This window comes from Pseudomonas sp. GW823-FHT01D03 (assembly GCF_058798255.1).
The window spans coordinates 38771-55236 of record NZ_JBXAKK010000002.1 but is presented as its reverse complement, the minus strand read 5'-3'; the positions used below and the strand labels follow the sequence as shown (position 1 = coordinate 55236).

At 60.5% G+C, this 16466-nt stretch carries 13 protein-coding genes; 7 read left to right on the top strand and 6 right to left on the bottom strand.

The window, feature by feature from the left end:
• Positions 1 to 95: 95 nt before the first annotated feature.
• The 3 genes from mgrA to AC1RBR_RS26525 form a co-directional block, all read right to left on the bottom strand.
• On the bottom strand, positions 96 to 1133 hold the full coding sequence (gene mgrA, locus AC1RBR_RS26535; RefSeq protein WP_492567303.1) for an L-glyceraldehyde 3-phosphate reductase: 1038 nt from the start codon (positions 1131 to 1133) through the stop codon (positions 96 to 98).
• A gap of 190 nt (positions 1134 to 1323) precedes the next feature.
• Complete coding sequence (locus AC1RBR_RS26530) at positions 1324 to 2643, bottom strand: LLM class flavin-dependent oxidoreductase (RefSeq protein ID WP_492567302.1); 1320 nt, start codon at positions 2641 to 2643, stop codon at positions 1324 to 1326.
• Between the two features lies 1 nt (position 2644).
• Positions 2645 to 4870 (bottom strand): TonB-dependent receptor, encoded by a 2226-nt coding sequence (locus AC1RBR_RS26525; protein WP_492567301.1) that lies wholly within the window; start codon positions 4868 to 4870, stop codon positions 2645 to 2647.
• A gap of 205 nt (positions 4871 to 5075) precedes the next feature.
• Here AC1RBR_RS26525 and AC1RBR_RS26520 point away from each other — a divergent pair, with 205 nt between their 5' ends.
• Positions 5076 to 6113: a LacI family DNA-binding transcriptional regulator gene (locus tag AC1RBR_RS26520; protein ID WP_492567300.1), complete on the top strand. Its 1038-nt coding sequence runs from the start codon at positions 5076 to 5078 to the stop codon at positions 6111 to 6113.
• Positions 6114 to 6145: 32 nt separating this feature from the next.
• Here AC1RBR_RS26520 and AC1RBR_RS26515 read toward each other — a convergent pair whose 3' ends face one another.
• A complete protein-coding gene (locus tag AC1RBR_RS26515) occupies positions 6146 to 7117 on the bottom strand; it encodes an IS110 family RNA-guided transposase (protein ID WP_492563214.1) in 972 nt (323 codons plus the stop codon).
• Between the two features lie 535 nt (positions 7118 to 7652).
• Here AC1RBR_RS26515 and AC1RBR_RS26510 point away from each other — a divergent pair.
• Positions 7653 to 7913, top strand: coding sequence for a hypothetical protein (locus AC1RBR_RS26510; RefSeq protein WP_492567299.1), 261 nt, complete (start codon positions 7653 to 7655; stop codon positions 7911 to 7913).
• A 24-nt stretch (positions 7914 to 7937) separates the two neighbouring features.
• On the opposite strand, the gene betT is transcribed toward AC1RBR_RS26510, so the two are convergent.
• Both betT and epsC read right to left on the bottom strand, forming a co-directional pair.
• Positions 7938 to 9899, bottom strand: coding sequence for a choline transporter BetT (gene betT, locus AC1RBR_RS26505; RefSeq protein ID WP_166496387.1), 1962 nt, complete (start codon positions 9897 to 9899; stop codon positions 7938 to 7940).
• Positions 9900 to 10323: 424 nt separating this feature from the next.
• On the bottom strand, positions 10324 to 11250 hold the full coding sequence (gene epsC / locus AC1RBR_RS26500) for a serine O-acetyltransferase EpsC (RefSeq protein WP_492567298.1): 927 nt from the start codon (positions 11248 to 11250) through the stop codon (positions 10324 to 10326).
• 190 nt (positions 11251 to 11440) lie between these two features.
• On the opposite strand from epsC, the gene AC1RBR_RS26495 reads away from it, so the two are divergent.
• From AC1RBR_RS26495 to AC1RBR_RS26475, 5 genes are all read left to right on the top strand, one after another.
• Entirely contained in the window at positions 11441 to 12439 is a 999-nt protein-coding gene (locus AC1RBR_RS26495) for a D-cysteine desulfhydrase (RefSeq protein ID WP_492567297.1), read from the top strand.
• Between the two features lie 344 nt (positions 12440 to 12783).
• On the top strand, positions 12784 to 13584 hold the full coding sequence (gene tcyJ / locus AC1RBR_RS26490; RefSeq protein ID WP_027611190.1) for a cystine ABC transporter substrate-binding protein: 801 nt from the start codon (positions 12784 to 12786) through the stop codon (positions 13582 to 13584).
• Positions 13584 to 14249 carry a cystine ABC transporter permease gene (tcyL, locus tag AC1RBR_RS26485; RefSeq protein WP_492567296.1) on the top strand — a complete coding sequence of 222 codons (666 nt, stop codon included), beginning with the start codon at positions 13584 to 13586 and terminating at the stop codon, positions 14247 to 14249. Before tcyJ ends, tcyL begins: the two co-directional genes overlap by 1 nt.
• A gap of 3 nt (positions 14250 to 14252) precedes the next feature.
• Positions 14253 to 15002, top strand: a complete 750-nt coding sequence (gene tcyN, locus AC1RBR_RS26480; protein WP_492567295.1) for an L-cystine ABC transporter ATP-binding protein TcyN — start codon at positions 14253 to 14255, stop codon at positions 15000 to 15002.
• A 467-nt stretch (positions 15003 to 15469) separates the two neighbouring features.
• Positions 15470 to 16240 carry a hypothetical protein gene (locus tag AC1RBR_RS26475; RefSeq protein WP_492567294.1) on the top strand — a complete coding sequence of 257 codons (771 nt, stop codon included), beginning with the start codon at positions 15470 to 15472 and terminating at the stop codon, positions 16238 to 16240.
• Positions 16241 to 16466 lie beyond the last annotated feature (226 nt).

Below are 16466 nucleotides of genomic sequence, written 5' to 3'. Positions count from 1 at the left end.
GATCGTGTTTCTTCAGGAGGAACGCAATTACCTGTGAGAGCGGGCTTGCCCGCGAAAGCGTCAGAGCAGGCGCCGAATAATTCGGCGCCAGTGACTTATTCAGCAGTCGAAGGCTTCTCCCACAGATTGATCCCGCCCTCCTGGGCAAACCGGTCGATCTCCGCCAGTTCTTCGGCACTGAAACTCAGATTCTTCAACGCCCCGACGTTCTCGATGATCTGCTCCGGCCGGCTCGCGCCGATCAGTGCCGAGGTCACTCGCGGATCACGCAGGGTCCAGGCCAGTGCCAGTTGCGCCAGGCTCTGACCGCGACGCTTGGCGATCTCGTTCAGTGCGCGCACATGCGCGATGTTGGCCTCGGACAGATGCGACGCCTGCAACGAACCACCGCCCGGACGATTGACCCGCGCATTTGCCGGCACGCCGTTGAGGTATTTATCGGTCAGCAGACCTTGCGCCAGCGGGGTGAAGGCGATCACGCCAGTACCGAGCTCGTCGGTGGTGTCGAGCAGGTCTTTTTCCACCCAGCGATTGAGCAGGTTGTACGCCGGCTGATGAATCAGCAGCGGTACCTTCCATTCCTTGAGCAGCGCAGCGATCTCGCGGGTTTTTACCCCGGAGTACGACGAGATACCGATGTACAACGCCTTGCCCTGCTGCACGGCGGTGGCGAGGGCGCTGGCGGTTTCTTCCAGCGGGGTGTCCGGGTCGAAGCGGTGCGAATAGAAGATATCCACATAGTCCAGACCGAGGCGCTGCAGGCTCTGGTCGAGACTGGCCAGCACGTATTTGCGCGAGCCGCCGCCCTGACCGTACGGGCCGGGCCACATGTCCCAACCGGCCTTGCTTGAAATGATCAGTTCATCGCGGTAGTGCTTGAAGTCTTCGCGCAGCAGGCGACCGAAATTGATCTCGGCGCTGCCGTACGGCGGGCCGTAATTGTTGGCCAGGTCGAAGTGGTTGATGCCCAGGTCGAACGCGGTGCGCAGCAGGGCGCGCTGGGTGTCGATCGGCGTGCTGTCGCCGAAGTTGTGCCACAGGCCCAGCGACAGCGCCGGCAGCACCAGACCGCTGCGGCCGACGCGGCGGTAAGGGATGGAGTCGTAGCGGTTTTCGGCAGCGGTGTAAGTCATCGAATCCTCTCTTGTTTGATGAACAGCAAATTGAGGGTGAATCCCAACCCTGTGGCGAGGGAGCTTGCTCCCGCTCGGTTGCGCAGCAACCGCAAACCGTCCAGCGTGGTATGCCTGTCTGAATGCGATTGCAGGTTTTGGGTCTGCTTCGCAGACCAGCGGGAGCAAGCTCCCTCGCCACAAAAGTGATCTACACAAATCTGTTTCGCGGTCGGGCAAGGCCCAGGTTTTCGCGCAAGGTCCGGCCCTCATACTCGGTTCTGAACAGCCCGCGCCGTTGCAGTTCCGGCACCACGCCATGGGCGAAGTCTTCGAGCCCGCCCGGCAGGTGCGGCACCAGCACGTTGAAGCCGTCCGCCGCGCGCTGTTCGAACCACTCCTGCAAGCGATCGGCGATCTGCGCCGGCGTGCCCACCAGACTGTAATGCCCGCGCCCACCGGCAATCTTGCGGCCCAATTCGGCGAGGGTCAGATTCTCCCGGCCCGCCAGTTCAGTCAGCAATTTCTGCCGGCTCTGCTGGCCGCTGTCGGTCAGTGGCAACTCCGGTAGCGGTCCGTCCAGCGGGTACTTCGACAAGTCGAAGTTGCCCAGCATACGCCCAAGCAACGCCACGCCAACCTCCGGTTCGACCAATTGCTGAAACGTTTCACATTTTTCCTGCGCTTCGGCCTCCGTCTGCCCGACGACGACAAACACCCCGGGCATGATTTTCAGCGAGTCGGCACTGCGCCCGTACTTGGCCAGGCGCCCCTTGAGATCGGCGTAGAACGCCTGCGCGCCCGAAAGCGAAGTCTGCGCGGTGAACACCACCTCAGCGGTCTGTGCCGCCAGTTCACGCCCGGTCTCGGACGAGCCGGCCTGCACAATCACCGGTTGCCCCTGCGGCGAGCGCGCCACGTTCAGCGGGCCTTTCACCCGAAAATGCTCGCCGACGTGATCCAGTACGTGCAGCTTCGACGGGTCGTAATACGCGCCACTGGCCTTGTCGCGGACAAAGGCATCGTCCTCCCAACTGTCCCACAGCCCGGTGACCACCTGATGAAACTCGCGGGCACGGCTGTAGCGTTCGGCGTGGCCGATGTGCTCGTCGCGACCAAAATTCAGCGCCTCGGCGGCGTTGTCCGAGGTCACCAGATTCCACCCGGCGCGGCCACCCGACAGATGATCGAGCGAAGCGAATTTACGCGCCACGTGGTAAGGCTCGTTGTAGCTGGTGGTCGCCGTGGCGATCAGGCCGATGCGCTCGGTCACCGCGCTCAGGGCCGAGAGCAAGGTCAGCGGTTCGAAGTGATCGGAGCGCGCCATGCGGCTGGCGATGTCCTGCGTCGGCGCGGCCACACTGTCGGCGACGAACAGCGTGTCGAACTTCGCCGCCTCGGCAATCTGCGCCAGACGCTTGTAGTGGGCGAAATCCAGACCGGCATTGGCCGGCACTTTCGGGTGCCGCCACGCGGCGACGTGGTGCCCGGTGGCCATGAGAAAGGCGCCAAGTTTCAGCTGTCTGCTCATCTCAGAAATCCTTGCGCAGTTGCACGCCGAAGTAGCGCTCGTCATCCCGTGGCACGGCGCGGTAGATGTAGCTGCCACCGCTGGCCAGCAACGGTGAGTAGGACTTGTCGGCGAGATTCTTGCCCAGCAGCGCCACGCGCCAGCCGTTGCTGTAATCGGCGAGCGCGACGCTGGCGTTCCAGATGCCGTAGGCACCCTGTTTGGTGTCGGCATTCTGGCTGATGTCGTACTGCACTTCGCTCTGCCAGCTGTAGTCGGTGCCGAGTTCGATATCGAGGCCGTTATCCAGCGGGATGCTGTAGTCGGCGCGCACGTAGCTTTTCCAGTCGGGGCTGAACGGCAATGGCTTGCCATTGACGTTGCACGACGCCGCCGCGCCCGCCGGGCAGCTGAATTGGTCGATGCGCGCGCGGGTGTAGGCCAGCGCCCCGGAGAACTTCAGTTGCTGGGTCGCCTGCAAGGCGTAATCGAGTTCGACGCCTTCGGTGCTGACGCTGCCGGCGTTGATCAGACGCGTCACCACTTGCCCGGCGACGGTGTCGAAAAAGTTCGCCTGGTAGTTGTCGTAATCGCTGTGGAACACCGCGAGGTTGGTGGTCAGCCGGTTGTTCCAGCTGGTGGCCTTGATCCCCGCCTCCCAAGTATTCGAGGTCTCCGGCTTCAGCGCTTCGGTGTCACGCGGCTGCATGTTGAAGAACACGTTGTACGCCGGGCCTTTGTAGCCGCGCGAATAGGTCAGATACGTGGTGACCGCATCGCTGAGGTCGTACTGCACGCCGAGCCGGCCGGACCAGCCGTCCTCGTCTACCGAACCGGAACTGCTGGTGGCCGGTTGAATGCCGCTGACCGTGGTCGCCGAGGTCGAGATGCGGCGGTGATCGTATTCAAGATCATCGTGGGTGTAGCGCAGGCCGGCGATGCCACGCAAGTCCGAGGTGAAGTTCAGCGTGGCTTCGCCGAACGCGGCGTAGCTGTCGCTGGTGGTGCTGTAATCGGCGACGCCACGGTCGGTGCGTGTGGTGGTGGTCAAGGTGCGCTGATAGGTCTCGTCATCCTTGCCGTGCATGTAGAACAGGCCGCCAACGTATTCGAGGAACTCACCTTTCGGCGAGGCCAGGCGCAGCTCTTGCGAGTACTGGTCGAAGGCCAGCTCGCCCTTGTCGGCGGTGCCGGGGAACGCTGCAGTGATCGTGCTCAGCCGATCGCCATCCTGATATTGGGTGTTGTCCCAGCCGCGCCACGCGGTGATCGACGTCAGGGTGTAATCGCCCAGTTGCCAGTCGAGCTGGCCGGACAGGCCTTTGTTGGTGTCCTCGACGTGGCTGCGGGTGTCGGTATTGATGTCGCGGTTGTGGCCGCTGGCGTAGACCGGGCTCAACGCGTTGGCGAATGCCGGGGTCAGCGACTTGCTGACCACGCCGTTGGGGCCGTCGTCGTGGGACTGCATGTAGTCGGCGATCAGGGTGAAGGTCACGTCGTCGTTCGGGGTGAACTCGAGTTTGCCGCGCACGCCGCGATGGTTGTAGCCGTTGACCTCCTGGCCGTTGTGCTGGTTATCGACGTTGCCGTCGTAAGTGCCGAACAGGGTGCTGATCGAACCCTTGAGCGTGTCCGGAATCAGGCTGCCGCCAATGCCGAAGCGGGTGCGGCTTTCGTTGCCGCTGTAGTACGACTGGTCGATGTAACCGTGGGTCTCGTTGGTCGGCGCCTTGCTGGTGATGTTGAGCACACCGGCCGAGGCGTTCTTGCCGAACAGCGTGCCTTGCGGGCCACGCAGCACTTCGACGCGCTCCAGATCCAGCAAGTCGAGAGTGGATTGGCCGGGACGCGCATAGACCACGCCATCGATCACCGTGGCCACCGTTGGCTCGACGCCGGGCGAGGTGGAAATCGTGCCGACGCCACGCACGAACAACGAGGTGTCCTTGTTCGACGCACCGGTACGGAAATTCAGCGACGGCACTTGCTGAACGATGCTCGCCACGCCGTTGCGGTTGTCGCGCTCCAGTTGTTCGCCGTCGATCACCGACACTGCCACCGGCACCTTCTGCAGCGACTCTTCACGGCGGGTGGCGGTGACTGTGACGGACTTGAGGGTCGGCTCTTGTTCGCTGCTGTCGGCGGCGAAAGCCGTGGGCAGCGGCAACGCCGCCAGCCCGGTAAAGATCCAGCCAGCGGCGCGAATCGACTGCGCCAGTTTGTGTGTCGCCCCAGGGATGTTGTGCATGATTGCCCGCTCGAAATTGGCCCTGAACCGCTGCCGTTCTGCGACGACAGCGCCTGAATCGGTGTCTTGGGCATTCGCTCGAGCGAGTAGCAGACAATGCGCTTTGTTAGCGCTAACATCGCCAGTATTGGCAAGCTCGGCATAGAGCGTCCAATACTGAAAAATTACTTTTATATGCGTTTTGGTTTTTAAGAAGGATCGAGCCTTGAGCCAGGAAAAGCCCCGCAAACGCCGTGGCGCCGGACGCGTGACCCTGAACGCGGTGGCGCGCGAGGCTGGCGTTTCGGCGATTACCGTGTCGCGCTATTTCAATCAGCCGGAATCGGTCTCGCCGGAGCGCCGCGAGCGCATTGCAGCAATAGTCGCCGAGCTGGGTTACGTGCCGAATCTGGTGGCCGGCGGACTGGCGTCGGCGCGGGGCAAAATTGTCGGCATGGTGATTCCGAACATCTCCGGACCGATCTTTGCCAACACCATTCAGGGCTTCAGCGACACCCTCAACCGCCACGGTTATCAATTGCTGCTGGCGTCGAGTTACTTCAGTACCGAACAGGAAGAAAACGCCGTGCGCGCGTTTCTCGGCTGGTCGCCGGCGGCGCTGGTGCTGACCAGCCACTTCCACAGTTCGGGCACGGAAAAGATGATCGCCGAAGCGGAGATTCCGGTGATCGAAACCTGGGATTACCAGCCGGATCGCGCGCCGATGCAGATCGGCTTTTCGCACTATGAAGTCGGCGTGACCGCTGCGCGTTATCTGCATGACAAAGGCTATCGCCGCATCGCCTTTGTGCAGAACAGCGCCGCCGGCGACCTCAGTGCACTGGAACGCCGCGACGGTTACGCCGCTACCCTGCGCCAATTCGGGCTGGAGCCGTGGGTGTTCGTCCCGAACGCCGACCGCGCACCGTTCGAGGCCGGCAAGCAAGCGATGGAAGCACTGATGAACGCCGCTGCCCGCCCCGACGCGATCATCTTCGCCAACGACAACCTCGCCGCCGGCGGCCTGCTCGCCGGGCAACGCGCCGGCATCAAGATCCCCGAAGACTGCGCCGTGCTCGGCTTCGGCGACTACCCGTTCGCCGAGATGCTGTTGCCGAGCCTGAGCACGATCAAGCCACCAGCACTGGAGATTGGCGTGCTGGCGGCGACGCGGGTATTGGAAAGCCTTGGGGTGTTGCCGAGTGATGATGTGCAGCGGCTGAATCTGTTGCAGTGCCAGTTGATCGAGCGCGAAAGTACATGATTCAACAACCTCTGTAGATACCGTCTTGCCCCTTACCGGGCAAGTGCCAATTTCGGGTCAAATGGTTGGCCCGATTTGAGCACTCCGTAAACGAAGTGCAGCAACTTGCGCATGGCTGCACAGATGATCTGTTTGGGCGCCTTGCCATTGGCCTTCAAGCGTTCCTTCATGGCGATGATCGCCTCGTTGTGCTTCAGCGCTACCAGGCCTGGCATGTACAGACCCGCGCGGACGCGAGCCGATCCGATCCTGGAAATCACTGTTCTGCCTTTGAGCTTTCCCGAGTCCTGCAGCTTTGGGTTCAACCCCGCAGCAGCGACCAGTTTGCGAGGGTCGTCATATTTGCGCAGGTCGCCCAGTTCGGCCAGCAGCCGCTCAAGGGTTTTCTGCCCGATACCGTCGATGGTCACGATCAAGTCGCGCATCTGGCGCATGTCCGGATCATCGTCGATGTGTTTCTTGATCGCTTTGTGCGTTTCAGCGATCTCTTTTTCGATGTGGCGCAGAACGGAGTTGATCGAGTCTTTGACCTTTTCGTCGGACACATCCAGACGATTGAGCTCCATCTGTTCCATTTCCTGAAGATCATCCAGCCGACGCACCATCGCCTTCAGTTGGCGGTATTTCAGTGGCTCCGGTGCCCAAAGCTGAAGCTTTTCAGCCTTTTCCCGAGCAAAATCAGCGATCAGTTTGGCGTCGCTTTTATCGGTTTTGATCCGGCGTAACTCGCTGTCGGCGTAAGCATGGGTCGTGGCCGGATTGACGACACAGACCCGGTAACCCTTGCTGTAGACGAACTCGGCAAGTTCCAGGTGATAGATGCTGGTGGCTTCCATCACGATCAAGGCTGTAGGCTCGACCTGCTTGTTCAACCAAGCTTCAAATTCTTTGAAACCCTTCGAGTTATTAGGCAGCTTGGCCTTGGTTTTGTGCTTGCCGTTCGGCAAGTGCGTGGCGATATCAAAGGTATTTTTAGCGACATCGACACCGACGAAACTGGACATGACTGTCTCTCCATTGATCCGTTTTCGATCATCACTGCACTCTGTCCAACCTTGCGAATGCGAGCTCTCGCCAGAGACGGGCCCAAGATACCGTTCGAACTATATGAGTGAGTGTGGAGGGCTGGAGCACGATCTACATCACAGGCAAAAAGCCTAAGGAGCTGCACGGCTTCCAAGTCCCTCCCTCGATGATCAGTCGAGAACTATCGCTCCTGACGGAGCGATAGTCGAGATACAAGGAGCTGCCGCAGGCTGCGATCTTTTGATTCTGGCTTCTAAAAGCGAAAGATCGCAGCCTGCGGCAGCTCCTACAGTGTCTTCGTTATGCCGACAATTGAGCCTGGCTTGAATTGATGTGGGCTGAATTGGCTATGCTCTAAAAAACACCGAGTTGGCCCTATCGCGAGCAGGCTCGCTCCCACAGAGATCAGCTGTGAACACGGAATCAGTGAACAATCGAGGTCCATTGTGGGAGCGAGCCTGCTCGCGATGAGGCCCAGCCATACAACACATCCCTACCAGGCAGATCCCGATCATGCACACCGCCATCATCATCTTCTTCGGTCTGGTCCTGCTCGCCCTGATGCTCTACATCGGCGAGCGCGTTGGCTTCAGCCGGCAGACCCTGGCCTACAGCTTCGCTGCGCTGTGGCTGGCGTTGACGGTGATCAATGGCGCGGTGGGGGTGGTGCATGCCGGGCAGCCGCTGGGTTCGGAGATCGCGGTGGGCAGTGCGGTGTTTGGAGTGCCGATAGCGGCAATGGTGTTGTTCATGGCGCTGAGCGCCGGGTCGTGAAACGTCCCGGCGCTCAGTTGCCGATCAACGCACCAGATGCAGGAACTGCATGTGGCGTTCGTACTGGTCGAGGATGTCGTTGATGATCTGTTCCTTGGTGTAGCCGACCAGATCGTAGTCCTGACTGCCCTCGCTCAAGTGCACTTCAGCGCGGTAGTAGCGGCGGTTGTTGAGTTGCTTGGAACCCATGCCACCCCGAGCAAAGGACGGTGTGAAGTAACCGCGCATCTGCACTTGGTAGATGAACGGATGCTGCTCACCGTGACCGATTTCCAGGCTGATGTTGTCGTGCGCCGGATCCGGCTGGGTGACCACGTTCAGGCCCTTCTCGACGAACACCGCCGTCACTTCTTCGATCGCCGGGCGCACCGTGGTGTCCATGAAGCGGTACACCTCGTCGCGTGACGGGAAGTGCACCGCCTGACTCAGGCGCTGGCGCCAGCCGCCCGTGCCACGCCGCGAACCGGAGACCGGTGCCAGCGAATGCAACTGCGCGATCTGTTTCTGCGACTCCAGATAGAACGCCTTGTGCAGGCCCCACATCATCAGCAGCAAAATCATCGAGAACGGCAACGAGGTCAGCACTACCGCCGATTTCAGCGCATCGATGCTGCCGGAAAACAGCAACGCACTGGTGATCAACGCGGTCATCGCGCCCCAGAACACTCGCAGCCATTTCGGCCCGTCTTCGTCCGGGTTGCCGCCCTTGGCCGACAGGGTCGAAAGCACTACGGTACCGGAGTCGGCGGAAGTGACGAAGAACACGAAGCTGATGAACACCGTCACCGCGATGACGGTCTTGCTCCACGGGTAGGTTTCCAGCAGCAGGTAAAGGCTCATCGACGGATTGTCGAGGGCTGACATGCCCAGTGCCGACATGCCGTGGTTGAGCACCTGATCGATCGCGCTGTTGCCGAAGATCGACATCCACGCCAGGGTGAAACCGAGTGGAATCAACAGCACGCCGAAGACGAATTCACGGATGGTCCGGCCACGGGAAATCCGTGCGATGAACAGGCCCACGAACGGCGACCATGCGATCCACCAGGCCCAGTAGAACACCGTCCAGCCACCGAGCCAGTCGCTTGGTTTGTCGTAGGCGTAGAGGTCGAAACTCTTCATCGGCAAGGCGCCGAGGTAATCGCCGAGGTTCTGGATCAGCGTGTTGAGCAGGTGCTGGGTGGGACCTGCGAACAACACGAACAGCAACAGCGCACAGGCCAGCAGCATGTTGATGTCGGACATGACCCGCACGCCCTTGTCCACACCCGACACGGCGACGATGATCGCCGCGCCCATCATCAGCGTGATCAGGCCGACCTGAATCCACTGGGTGTGAGCGATGCCGAACAGGTAGTCGAGACCGGAGTTGAGGTGCAGCACGCCGAAGCCCATGTCGGCACCCAGACCGAACACCGTGGCGATGATGCCGAAGCCATCCACCGCGTAACCGATGGGGCCGTTGATGCGCTTGCCGATCAGTGGGTACAGCGCCGAACGCAAGGCCAGCGGCAGGTTATGCCGGTAGGCGAAATAGGCCAGCGCCATGCCGACAAAGGCGAACACGCCCCAGCCGTGCAGGCCCCAGTGCAGAAACAGAATCTGCATCGCCTGCCGCGCCGCATCGGCGGTGCCGGCTTCGCCTTGTGGCGGTTGGGCGAGGTGCGTCAGGGGCTCGGATACGCAAAAGAAAAATAGCGTGATGCTGATCCCGGCGGCGAACAACATACCGGCCCAGGACAGGTAACTGAACTCGGGTTCGTCGTGGTCGGCACCGAGTTTTATCTTGCCGTAGCCCGATAACGCGGTGACCACCACGAAGACCAGATACAGGGTCATCGCGAGCATGTAGTACCAGCCGACCGTATTGGCCGCCCAGTTTTGCGCAGCCAGCAACCAGGCTCCGGCCTGCTCCGGCATGGCGATGACAACCAGACCAAACAGCAGAATCACCGTCGCGGCGAAGTAGAACACCGGCGGATTCATGCGTACCAGGCCGCTGGTGGGAATAGACGATGCACTCATGAAACGTGCACCTCGAGGGGTTGAAACGTGGCTGAAATGATCGGACTCAGCAAAGGCAAGCCTCCTGTTGTGAGCGGGCAGCGAACCACCGGTTTAACTTGAATGAACGTTCAAGTTAAACATGGATAGGGTGATAAGGACTAATCGCAGGGCCAGGCGGTAGTTTTCCTACAGTAGCCCAAGGAGGGGTATGACGCGGGTTTGAGGGGATTCGTTCAATGGAGAATTGGCTGAATGCCATCAACCTGATTCGATGGGCAAATTGTGGCGAGGGAGCTTGCTCCCGCTGGACTGCGCAGCAGTCCCAATCCGGCGTCAGTCGCAATTGGGAGTCCTGCGGCCTCCAGCGGGAGTAAGCTCCCTCGCCACAAACGAACTGGAAATCTTACTTCTGCGTCCCGTCATCATGCTGCAGATTGGCCTGAGTCAGGTTGCTCCCTGCCGGCACGCTGCGCGTCAGCCACACATTACCGCCGATGGTCGACCCCTGGCCGATAGTGATCCGTCCCAGAATCGTCGCGCCGGCATAAATCACCACGTCGTCCTCGACAATCGGATGGCGTGGATGGCCCTTCTGCAACTGCCCGTCTTCATCCGCCGGGAAGCGCTTGGCGCCCAAAGTCACGGCCTGATAGATCCGCACCCGCTCGCCGATGATCGCGGTCTCACCGATCACCACACCCGTGCCGTGATCGATGAAGAAACTGCGGCCGATCTGCGCGCCCGGGTGGATGTCGATGCCGGTGGCCGAGTGCGCAATCTCCGCACTGATCCGCGCCAGCAACGGCAACCCGGCGCGATACAGATGGTGCGCCAGACGATGGTGAATCACCGCCAGAATCCCCGGATAGCACAGCAGCACTTCATCGACACTTCGTGCCGCCGGATCGCCGTGATAGGCGGCCAGCACATCGGTATCGAGCAGGCTGCGCAGGCCCGGCAAGGCCAGGGCAAAATCCTGAATGATACGGATCGCCTGAGCTTCGACGTCGGCATCGCCTTGAGCGCTGTGCCGGGCGACATATCGCAATTCCAGCCGCGCTTGCACCAGCAAGGCATTCAACGAGGTATCGAGGGTGTGGCCGACATAGAAATCCTCACTCTCTTCACGCAGATCCACCGGCCCCAGTCGCATCGGGAACAACGCACCACACAGCGCCTCGAGAATCTCGGCCATCGCGGCGCGGGACGGTAACTCGCGACCACCCTGCTCGCCGCTGGCCCGGCCATTCTGGGTACGCCACTGATCCCGCGCGGTACGCAGTTGGCTGACGATGGTCTGCAATTGCCAATGGCTGGAACGCTCGCTCACGGTAAAGACTCCTCACGGGCGGCCGGACGGTCGGGCCGCGTCAACGGCGACTACTTTACGGCATGCCCGCGAGCGCGAATTAAGAACCGATAGTGCTGGCCTAAGCACATTTGGCTATAAGCAATTCCCGGTTGCCCCGCTAAAACGGCCTGCCTATAGTCCTGTCATCTTCCTCCGCCAGTACGGGCTCATGATCAAACAACAGCTGGATCGCTTTAACCGTCTCGACCTGCTCGGCCAACCCACGCCACTGGAAAAACTCGAACGCCTGTCCGCCTGGCTGGGCCGCGATGTGTACATCAAGCGCGATGACCTGACGCCGTTGGCCATGGGCGGCAACAAGCTGCGCAAACTCGAATACCTCGCTGCCGACGCCCTCGCCCAGGGCGCCGACACGCTGATCACCGCCGGCGCCCTGCAATCGAACCATGTGCGCCAGACCGCCGCGCTGGCGGCCAAACTTGGCTTGGGTTGCGTGGCGCTGCTGGAGAATCCGCTGGGCACCGACGACAGCAACTACACCGGTAACGGCAACCGCCTGCTGCTCGACCTGTTCGACACCAAGGTCGAGCTGGTGGATAACCTCGACAACGCCGACGAACAACTGGCCGCACTCGCCGTGCGCCTGCGCAGCAATGGCAAGAAACCGTATCTGGTGCCGATCGGTGGCTCGAATGCCCTCGGTGCATTGGGCTACGTACGTGCCGGTCTCGAACTGGCGGAGCAGATCAAGGACACCGGCCTGGAATTCGCCGCCGTGGTGCTGGCCACGGGCAGCGCCGGGACCCACAGCGGTCTGGCGCTGGCGTTGAGCGAAGCGCTGCCGCAATTGCCGGTGATCGGCGTGACCGTCTCGCGCAGCGAAGAAGATCAGCGCCCGAAAGTGCAGGGGCTGGCCGAGCGCACGGCGGAGCTGTTGGGCGTGAAATTGCCGGAGAGCTTCAAGGTCGAGTTGTGGGACGAATACTTCGGCCCGCGTTACGGCGAGCCGAGTGCCGGGACACTGGCGGCGGTGAAACTGTTGGCCAGTCAGGACGCGGTACTGCTCGACCCGGTTTATACCGGCAAGGCCATGGCCGGCTTGCTCGACGGGATCGGCCGCCAGCGTTTCAACGAGGGCCCGATCATCTTCCTGCATACCGGTGGGGCGCCGGCGTTGTTTGCCTACAGGGATGTTTTGTGCGGTTGAAGCGCTTTTGTGGCAAGGGAGCTTGCTCCCGCTGGGGCGCGCAGCGCGCCCAAACCTGCTTCCGCGTTTTTCAGTTGAACACTGGCGTCAGGTATTGCGGACTGCTGCGCAGTCAGGCGGGAGCAAGCTCCCTCGCCACAGGTCAAGTCCTCATATTCCATATATGAATATCAAATTAGACATTAAGTATTTTCAAGTCTAAAGCAGACATCTTATAGTCTCGCCGCAGGCGAATTTCGGGCAAGACGCATAAGCTGCTTTAGGGCACGATAACGCAGTCGTTCAACTCCCGGATTCGCCAACTTTCCTTAAGCGTCTTCCATAAGAAAACACAGGGGCTTGTCATGAATTTTTCCGCACTACGTCGCAATCTGCTGGTAGGTTCGCTGGGCCTTGCACTGAGCGCCGGCCTGATCGGCCAGGCAACCGCCGGTGAGCAGCTGCAACAGATCAAGGACAAAGGCGTTATCAACGTCGGCCTGGAAGGCACTTACCCACCGTTCAGCTTCGTTGACGAGAACGGCAAACTGTCCGGTTTCGAAGTCGAGCTCTCCGAAGCCCTGGCGCAGAAACTCGGCGTCAAAGCCAAGATTCAGCCGACCAAGTGGGACGGTATCCTCGCTGCGCTGGAATCCAAGCGTCTGGACGTCGTGGTCAACCAAGTGACCATCTCCGACGAGCGCAAGAAGAAATATGACTTCTCCGAGCCGTACACCGTTTCCGGGATCCAGGCACTGGTGCTGAAGGACAAGGAAGCCAAGTTGAACATCAAGACCGCTGCCGACCTGTCCGGCAAGAAAGTCGGTGTCGGCCTGGGCACCAACTACGAACAATGGGTTCGCGCCAACGTGCCGGGCGCTGACGTGCGCACCTACGACGATGATCCGACCAAGTTCGCCGACCTGAACAACGGCCGCACCGACGCCATCCTGATCGACCGTCTGGCCGCACTGGAATACGCCAAGAAAGCCCCGAAAACCGTGGCTGCCGGTGAAGCGTTCTCCCGTCAGGAATCCGGTATTGCCCTGCGCAAGGGCGAGCCTGAGCTGCTGGCTGCGGTGAACAAGGCGCTCGACGAGCTGCGTGCCGACGGTACCCTTGAGAAGCTGTCGAAGAAATACTTCAACGCTGACGTCACCAAATAATGGAAGAAGCTTTCCAACTCGCACTGGACTCCGCGCCCTTTCTGCTCAAGGGCGCGTATTACACGGTCATCCTCAGCCTGGGCGGCATGTTCTTCGGCTTGCTGCTGGGCTTCGGCTTGGCCTTGATGCGCCTGTCGCGCTTCAAACTGGTGAGCTGGATCGCCCGCATCTACGTGTCGTTCTTTCGCGGCACGCCGTTGCTGGTGCAACTGTTCGTGATCTATTACGGCTTGCCGCAATTGGGTCTGGAACTGGATCCACTGCCAGCGGCGCTGATCGGCTTCTCGCTGAACATGGCTGCCTACGCCTGTGAAATCCTGCGGGCCGCGATCGGTTCGATCGAGCGCGGCCAGTGGGAAGCCGCTGCGAGCATCGGCATGACCCGTGCGCAGACCTTGCGCCGGGCCATCCTGCCGCAAGCGATGCGCACGGCCCTGCCGCCGCTGGGCAACAGCTTCATTTCGCTGGTCAAGGACACGGCACTGGCCGCCACCATTCAGGTGCCGGAACTGTTCCGCCAGGCGCAACTGATTACCGCCCGGACTTTCGAAGTCTTCACCATGTATCTTGCCGCCGCGCTGATCTACTGGATTCTGGCCACGGTGCTGTCGCACCTGCAGAACAAGCTGGAAGAGCGGGCCAGTCGGCACGACCAGGAGTCCTGACCCATGATTGTCGTGGAAAAACTGACAAAGCAGTTCAAGGGTCAAGAGGTGCTCAAGGGCATCGATCTTGAGGTGAAGGAAGGCGAGGTCGTGGCCATCATCGGCCCCAGCGGTTCGGGCAAGACCACGTTCCTGCGCTGCCTGAATTTCCTTGAAGAGCCCACCAGCGGCCGGATCAAGGTCGGCGATATCGAAATCGATACCAGCCGCCCGCTGAACCAGCAACAGAGCCTGGTGCGCAACCTGCGCCAGCACGTGGGTTTCGTGTTCCAGAACTTCAACCTGTTCCCCCACCGCACTGCACTGGAAAACGTCATCGAAGGGCCGATCGTGGTCAAGAAGATGCCGCGCGAGCAAGCCGTTGCCCTGGGCATGAAGCTGCTGGCCAAGGTCGGTCTGGCCGGCAAGGAAGAGGCGTATCCGCGTCGTCTGTCCGGTGGTCAGCAACAGCGCGTGGCGATTGCCCGGGCGCTGGCGATGGAGCCGGAAGTGATCCTGTTCGACGAGCCGACTTCGGCCCTCGACCCGGAACTGGTGGGCGAAGTACTGGCGACCATTCGCGGTCTCGCGCAAGAAAAACGCACCATGGTCATCGTCACCCACGAAATGGGTTTCGCCCGCGACGTGGCTAACCGTGTGGTGTTTTTCGACAAGGGCGTGATCGTCGAGCAAGGCGAAGCCAAGGCGTTGTTTGCCAACCCGAAAGAAGAACGCACCAGACAGTTTCTCAGCAAGTTCCTGAATCACGCCTGAGGTATTTATTACCTTGAATCATAACTTCCATGGACGGAAGTTTTATCTCCCCCACCTGAATAACTTTTAAATCCTTCCAGCTTAAAACCTGTCAAAACAATACATATATGTTCTGCAACAGATAAAAGTTATCTTCAGCGCGCTTTCGTGCCTGTGAAATGATCTAAACGGGCCAGCACAAAATCACAAAAATTCGCGAAAAACCGTAGCTCGATTCGCCATTACCGCTAGGCAGCATGCCTCATCAGCGTAGGACGCTTCTGATTAACCGGTAATTCACGGATTAACTAAACCGCTCTATTGACACTCTTTCCGGCACGCTCTTATCTAGTCGCCAACCGGCATCCATTAGTTGAATCAATCCGTACTCAGCCCGAACAGAAGTTCACGGTTGTATTACCGATTCATCACGCCTTTTGTTGTTTCAAGAAACGGAATTCGCTGCAAGACTTCAAGGAGAGAACCCGATGACCCGCACTTCGCACGCCCCCGAACTGGCAGCGCCGAATCTGGCGTCCGCATCCAAAAACGCCATCAATCTGGCCGCTGCCGCGCATTTGCTGATCGATGTCCTGCCCTACTCCGGCATGGACGCCGGTGATCTGATCGAACTGTTCTGGAACAACTGCTACGTCGCCTCGCGAGTCTTGACCAGCGAAGACGTCGGCGCCTCAATCAGCCTGCGGGTGCCGGAAAGCTTTATCGCCAGTGGCACCGCACGGATTCACTATCGAGTGATGCAAGTCGGTCAGGGGCCGGCGCTGTCGGCGGCCACGCGGGTGCAGGTCAAGCTCGACTGCCCCGGCGGCCAGCCTTCGCCGCTCTGCGGTGACGAGAATCAGCAACTGGCCCCCGTCTCGCTGCCCGACACCATTCGCCGTCAGGGCGTGAACCCCAATCAGATCAAACGCGGTGTGCCACTGACCATCGAACCCTACCTGAACATGGCCGAGGACGACGCCATTACCTTGCGCTGGGGCGACGTGCGCATGGACCTGGCACCGATCACCGCAGCGGATGTCGGCCTGCCGATTCAGGTCTGGGTACCACCGGCAGTGATCGTCGAGGGCGGTGAGGACCTGCGCCTGGACGTGACCTACTGCGTCATCGACTGGGTGGGCAACAACTCACGCTGGGCACCGCCACGGACGCTGAAGATCGGTTGCGTGAATCCTTATCTGAAGGTGCCGCTGCGCCAAGCGCTGAAGGCTGCTGAATCGCGCAAAGAAGAACGCTGAACTTTGTGGCGAGGGAGCTCGCTCCCGCTGGGGTGCGAAGCGCCCCCAGAACCTGCAGACTGCGTTTGTTCAATTGAAACGTGGATCAGGTTTCGCGACTGCTGCGCAGCCGAGCGGGACGGTGCGACGAGTCGACAAGCTCCCTTGCCACAGACTTCAGTCGCCGAAACAAAAAAGTTGTTAACCAGGCGGGCCACTCACCCTTCTATACATATTCCTAAAAGTT

Coding starts and splice junctions, on each gene's coding strand:
- tcyN (WP_492567295.1), top strand. CDS start 14,253: ATGATTGTCGTGGAAAAACTGACAAAGCAGTTCAAGGGTCAAGAGGTG.
- mgrA (WP_492567303.1), bottom strand. CDS start 1,133: ATGACTTACACCGCTGCCGAAAACCGCTACGACTCCATCCCTTACCGC.
- tcyJ (WP_027611190.1), top strand. CDS start 12,784: ATGAATTTTTCCGCACTACGTCGCAATCTGCTGGTAGGTTCGCTGGGC.
- AC1RBR_RS26510 (WP_492567299.1), top strand. CDS start 7,653: ATGCACACCGCCATCATCATCTTCTTCGGTCTGGTCCTGCTCGCCCTG.
- AC1RBR_RS26525 (WP_492567301.1), bottom strand. CDS start 4,870: ATGCACAACATCCCTGGGGCGACACACAAACTGGCGCAGTCGATTCGC.
- AC1RBR_RS26495 (WP_492567297.1), top strand. CDS start 11,441: ATGATCAAACAACAGCTGGATCGCTTTAACCGTCTCGACCTGCTCGGC.
- AC1RBR_RS26530 (WP_492567302.1), bottom strand. CDS start 2,643: ATGAGCAGACAGCTGAAACTTGGCGCCTTTCTCATGGCCACCGGGCAC.
- AC1RBR_RS26475 (WP_492567294.1), top strand. CDS start 15,470: ATGACCCGCACTTCGCACGCCCCCGAACTGGCAGCGCCGAATCTGGCG.
- betT (WP_166496387.1), bottom strand. CDS start 9,899: ATGAATCCGCCGGTGTTCTACTTCGCCGCGACGGTGATTCTGCTGTTT.
- AC1RBR_RS26515 (WP_492563214.1), bottom strand. CDS start 7,117: ATGTCCAGTTTCGTCGGTGTCGATGTCGCTAAAAATACCTTTGATATC.
- tcyL (WP_492567296.1), top strand. CDS start 13,584: ATGGAAGAAGCTTTCCAACTCGCACTGGACTCCGCGCCCTTTCTGCTC.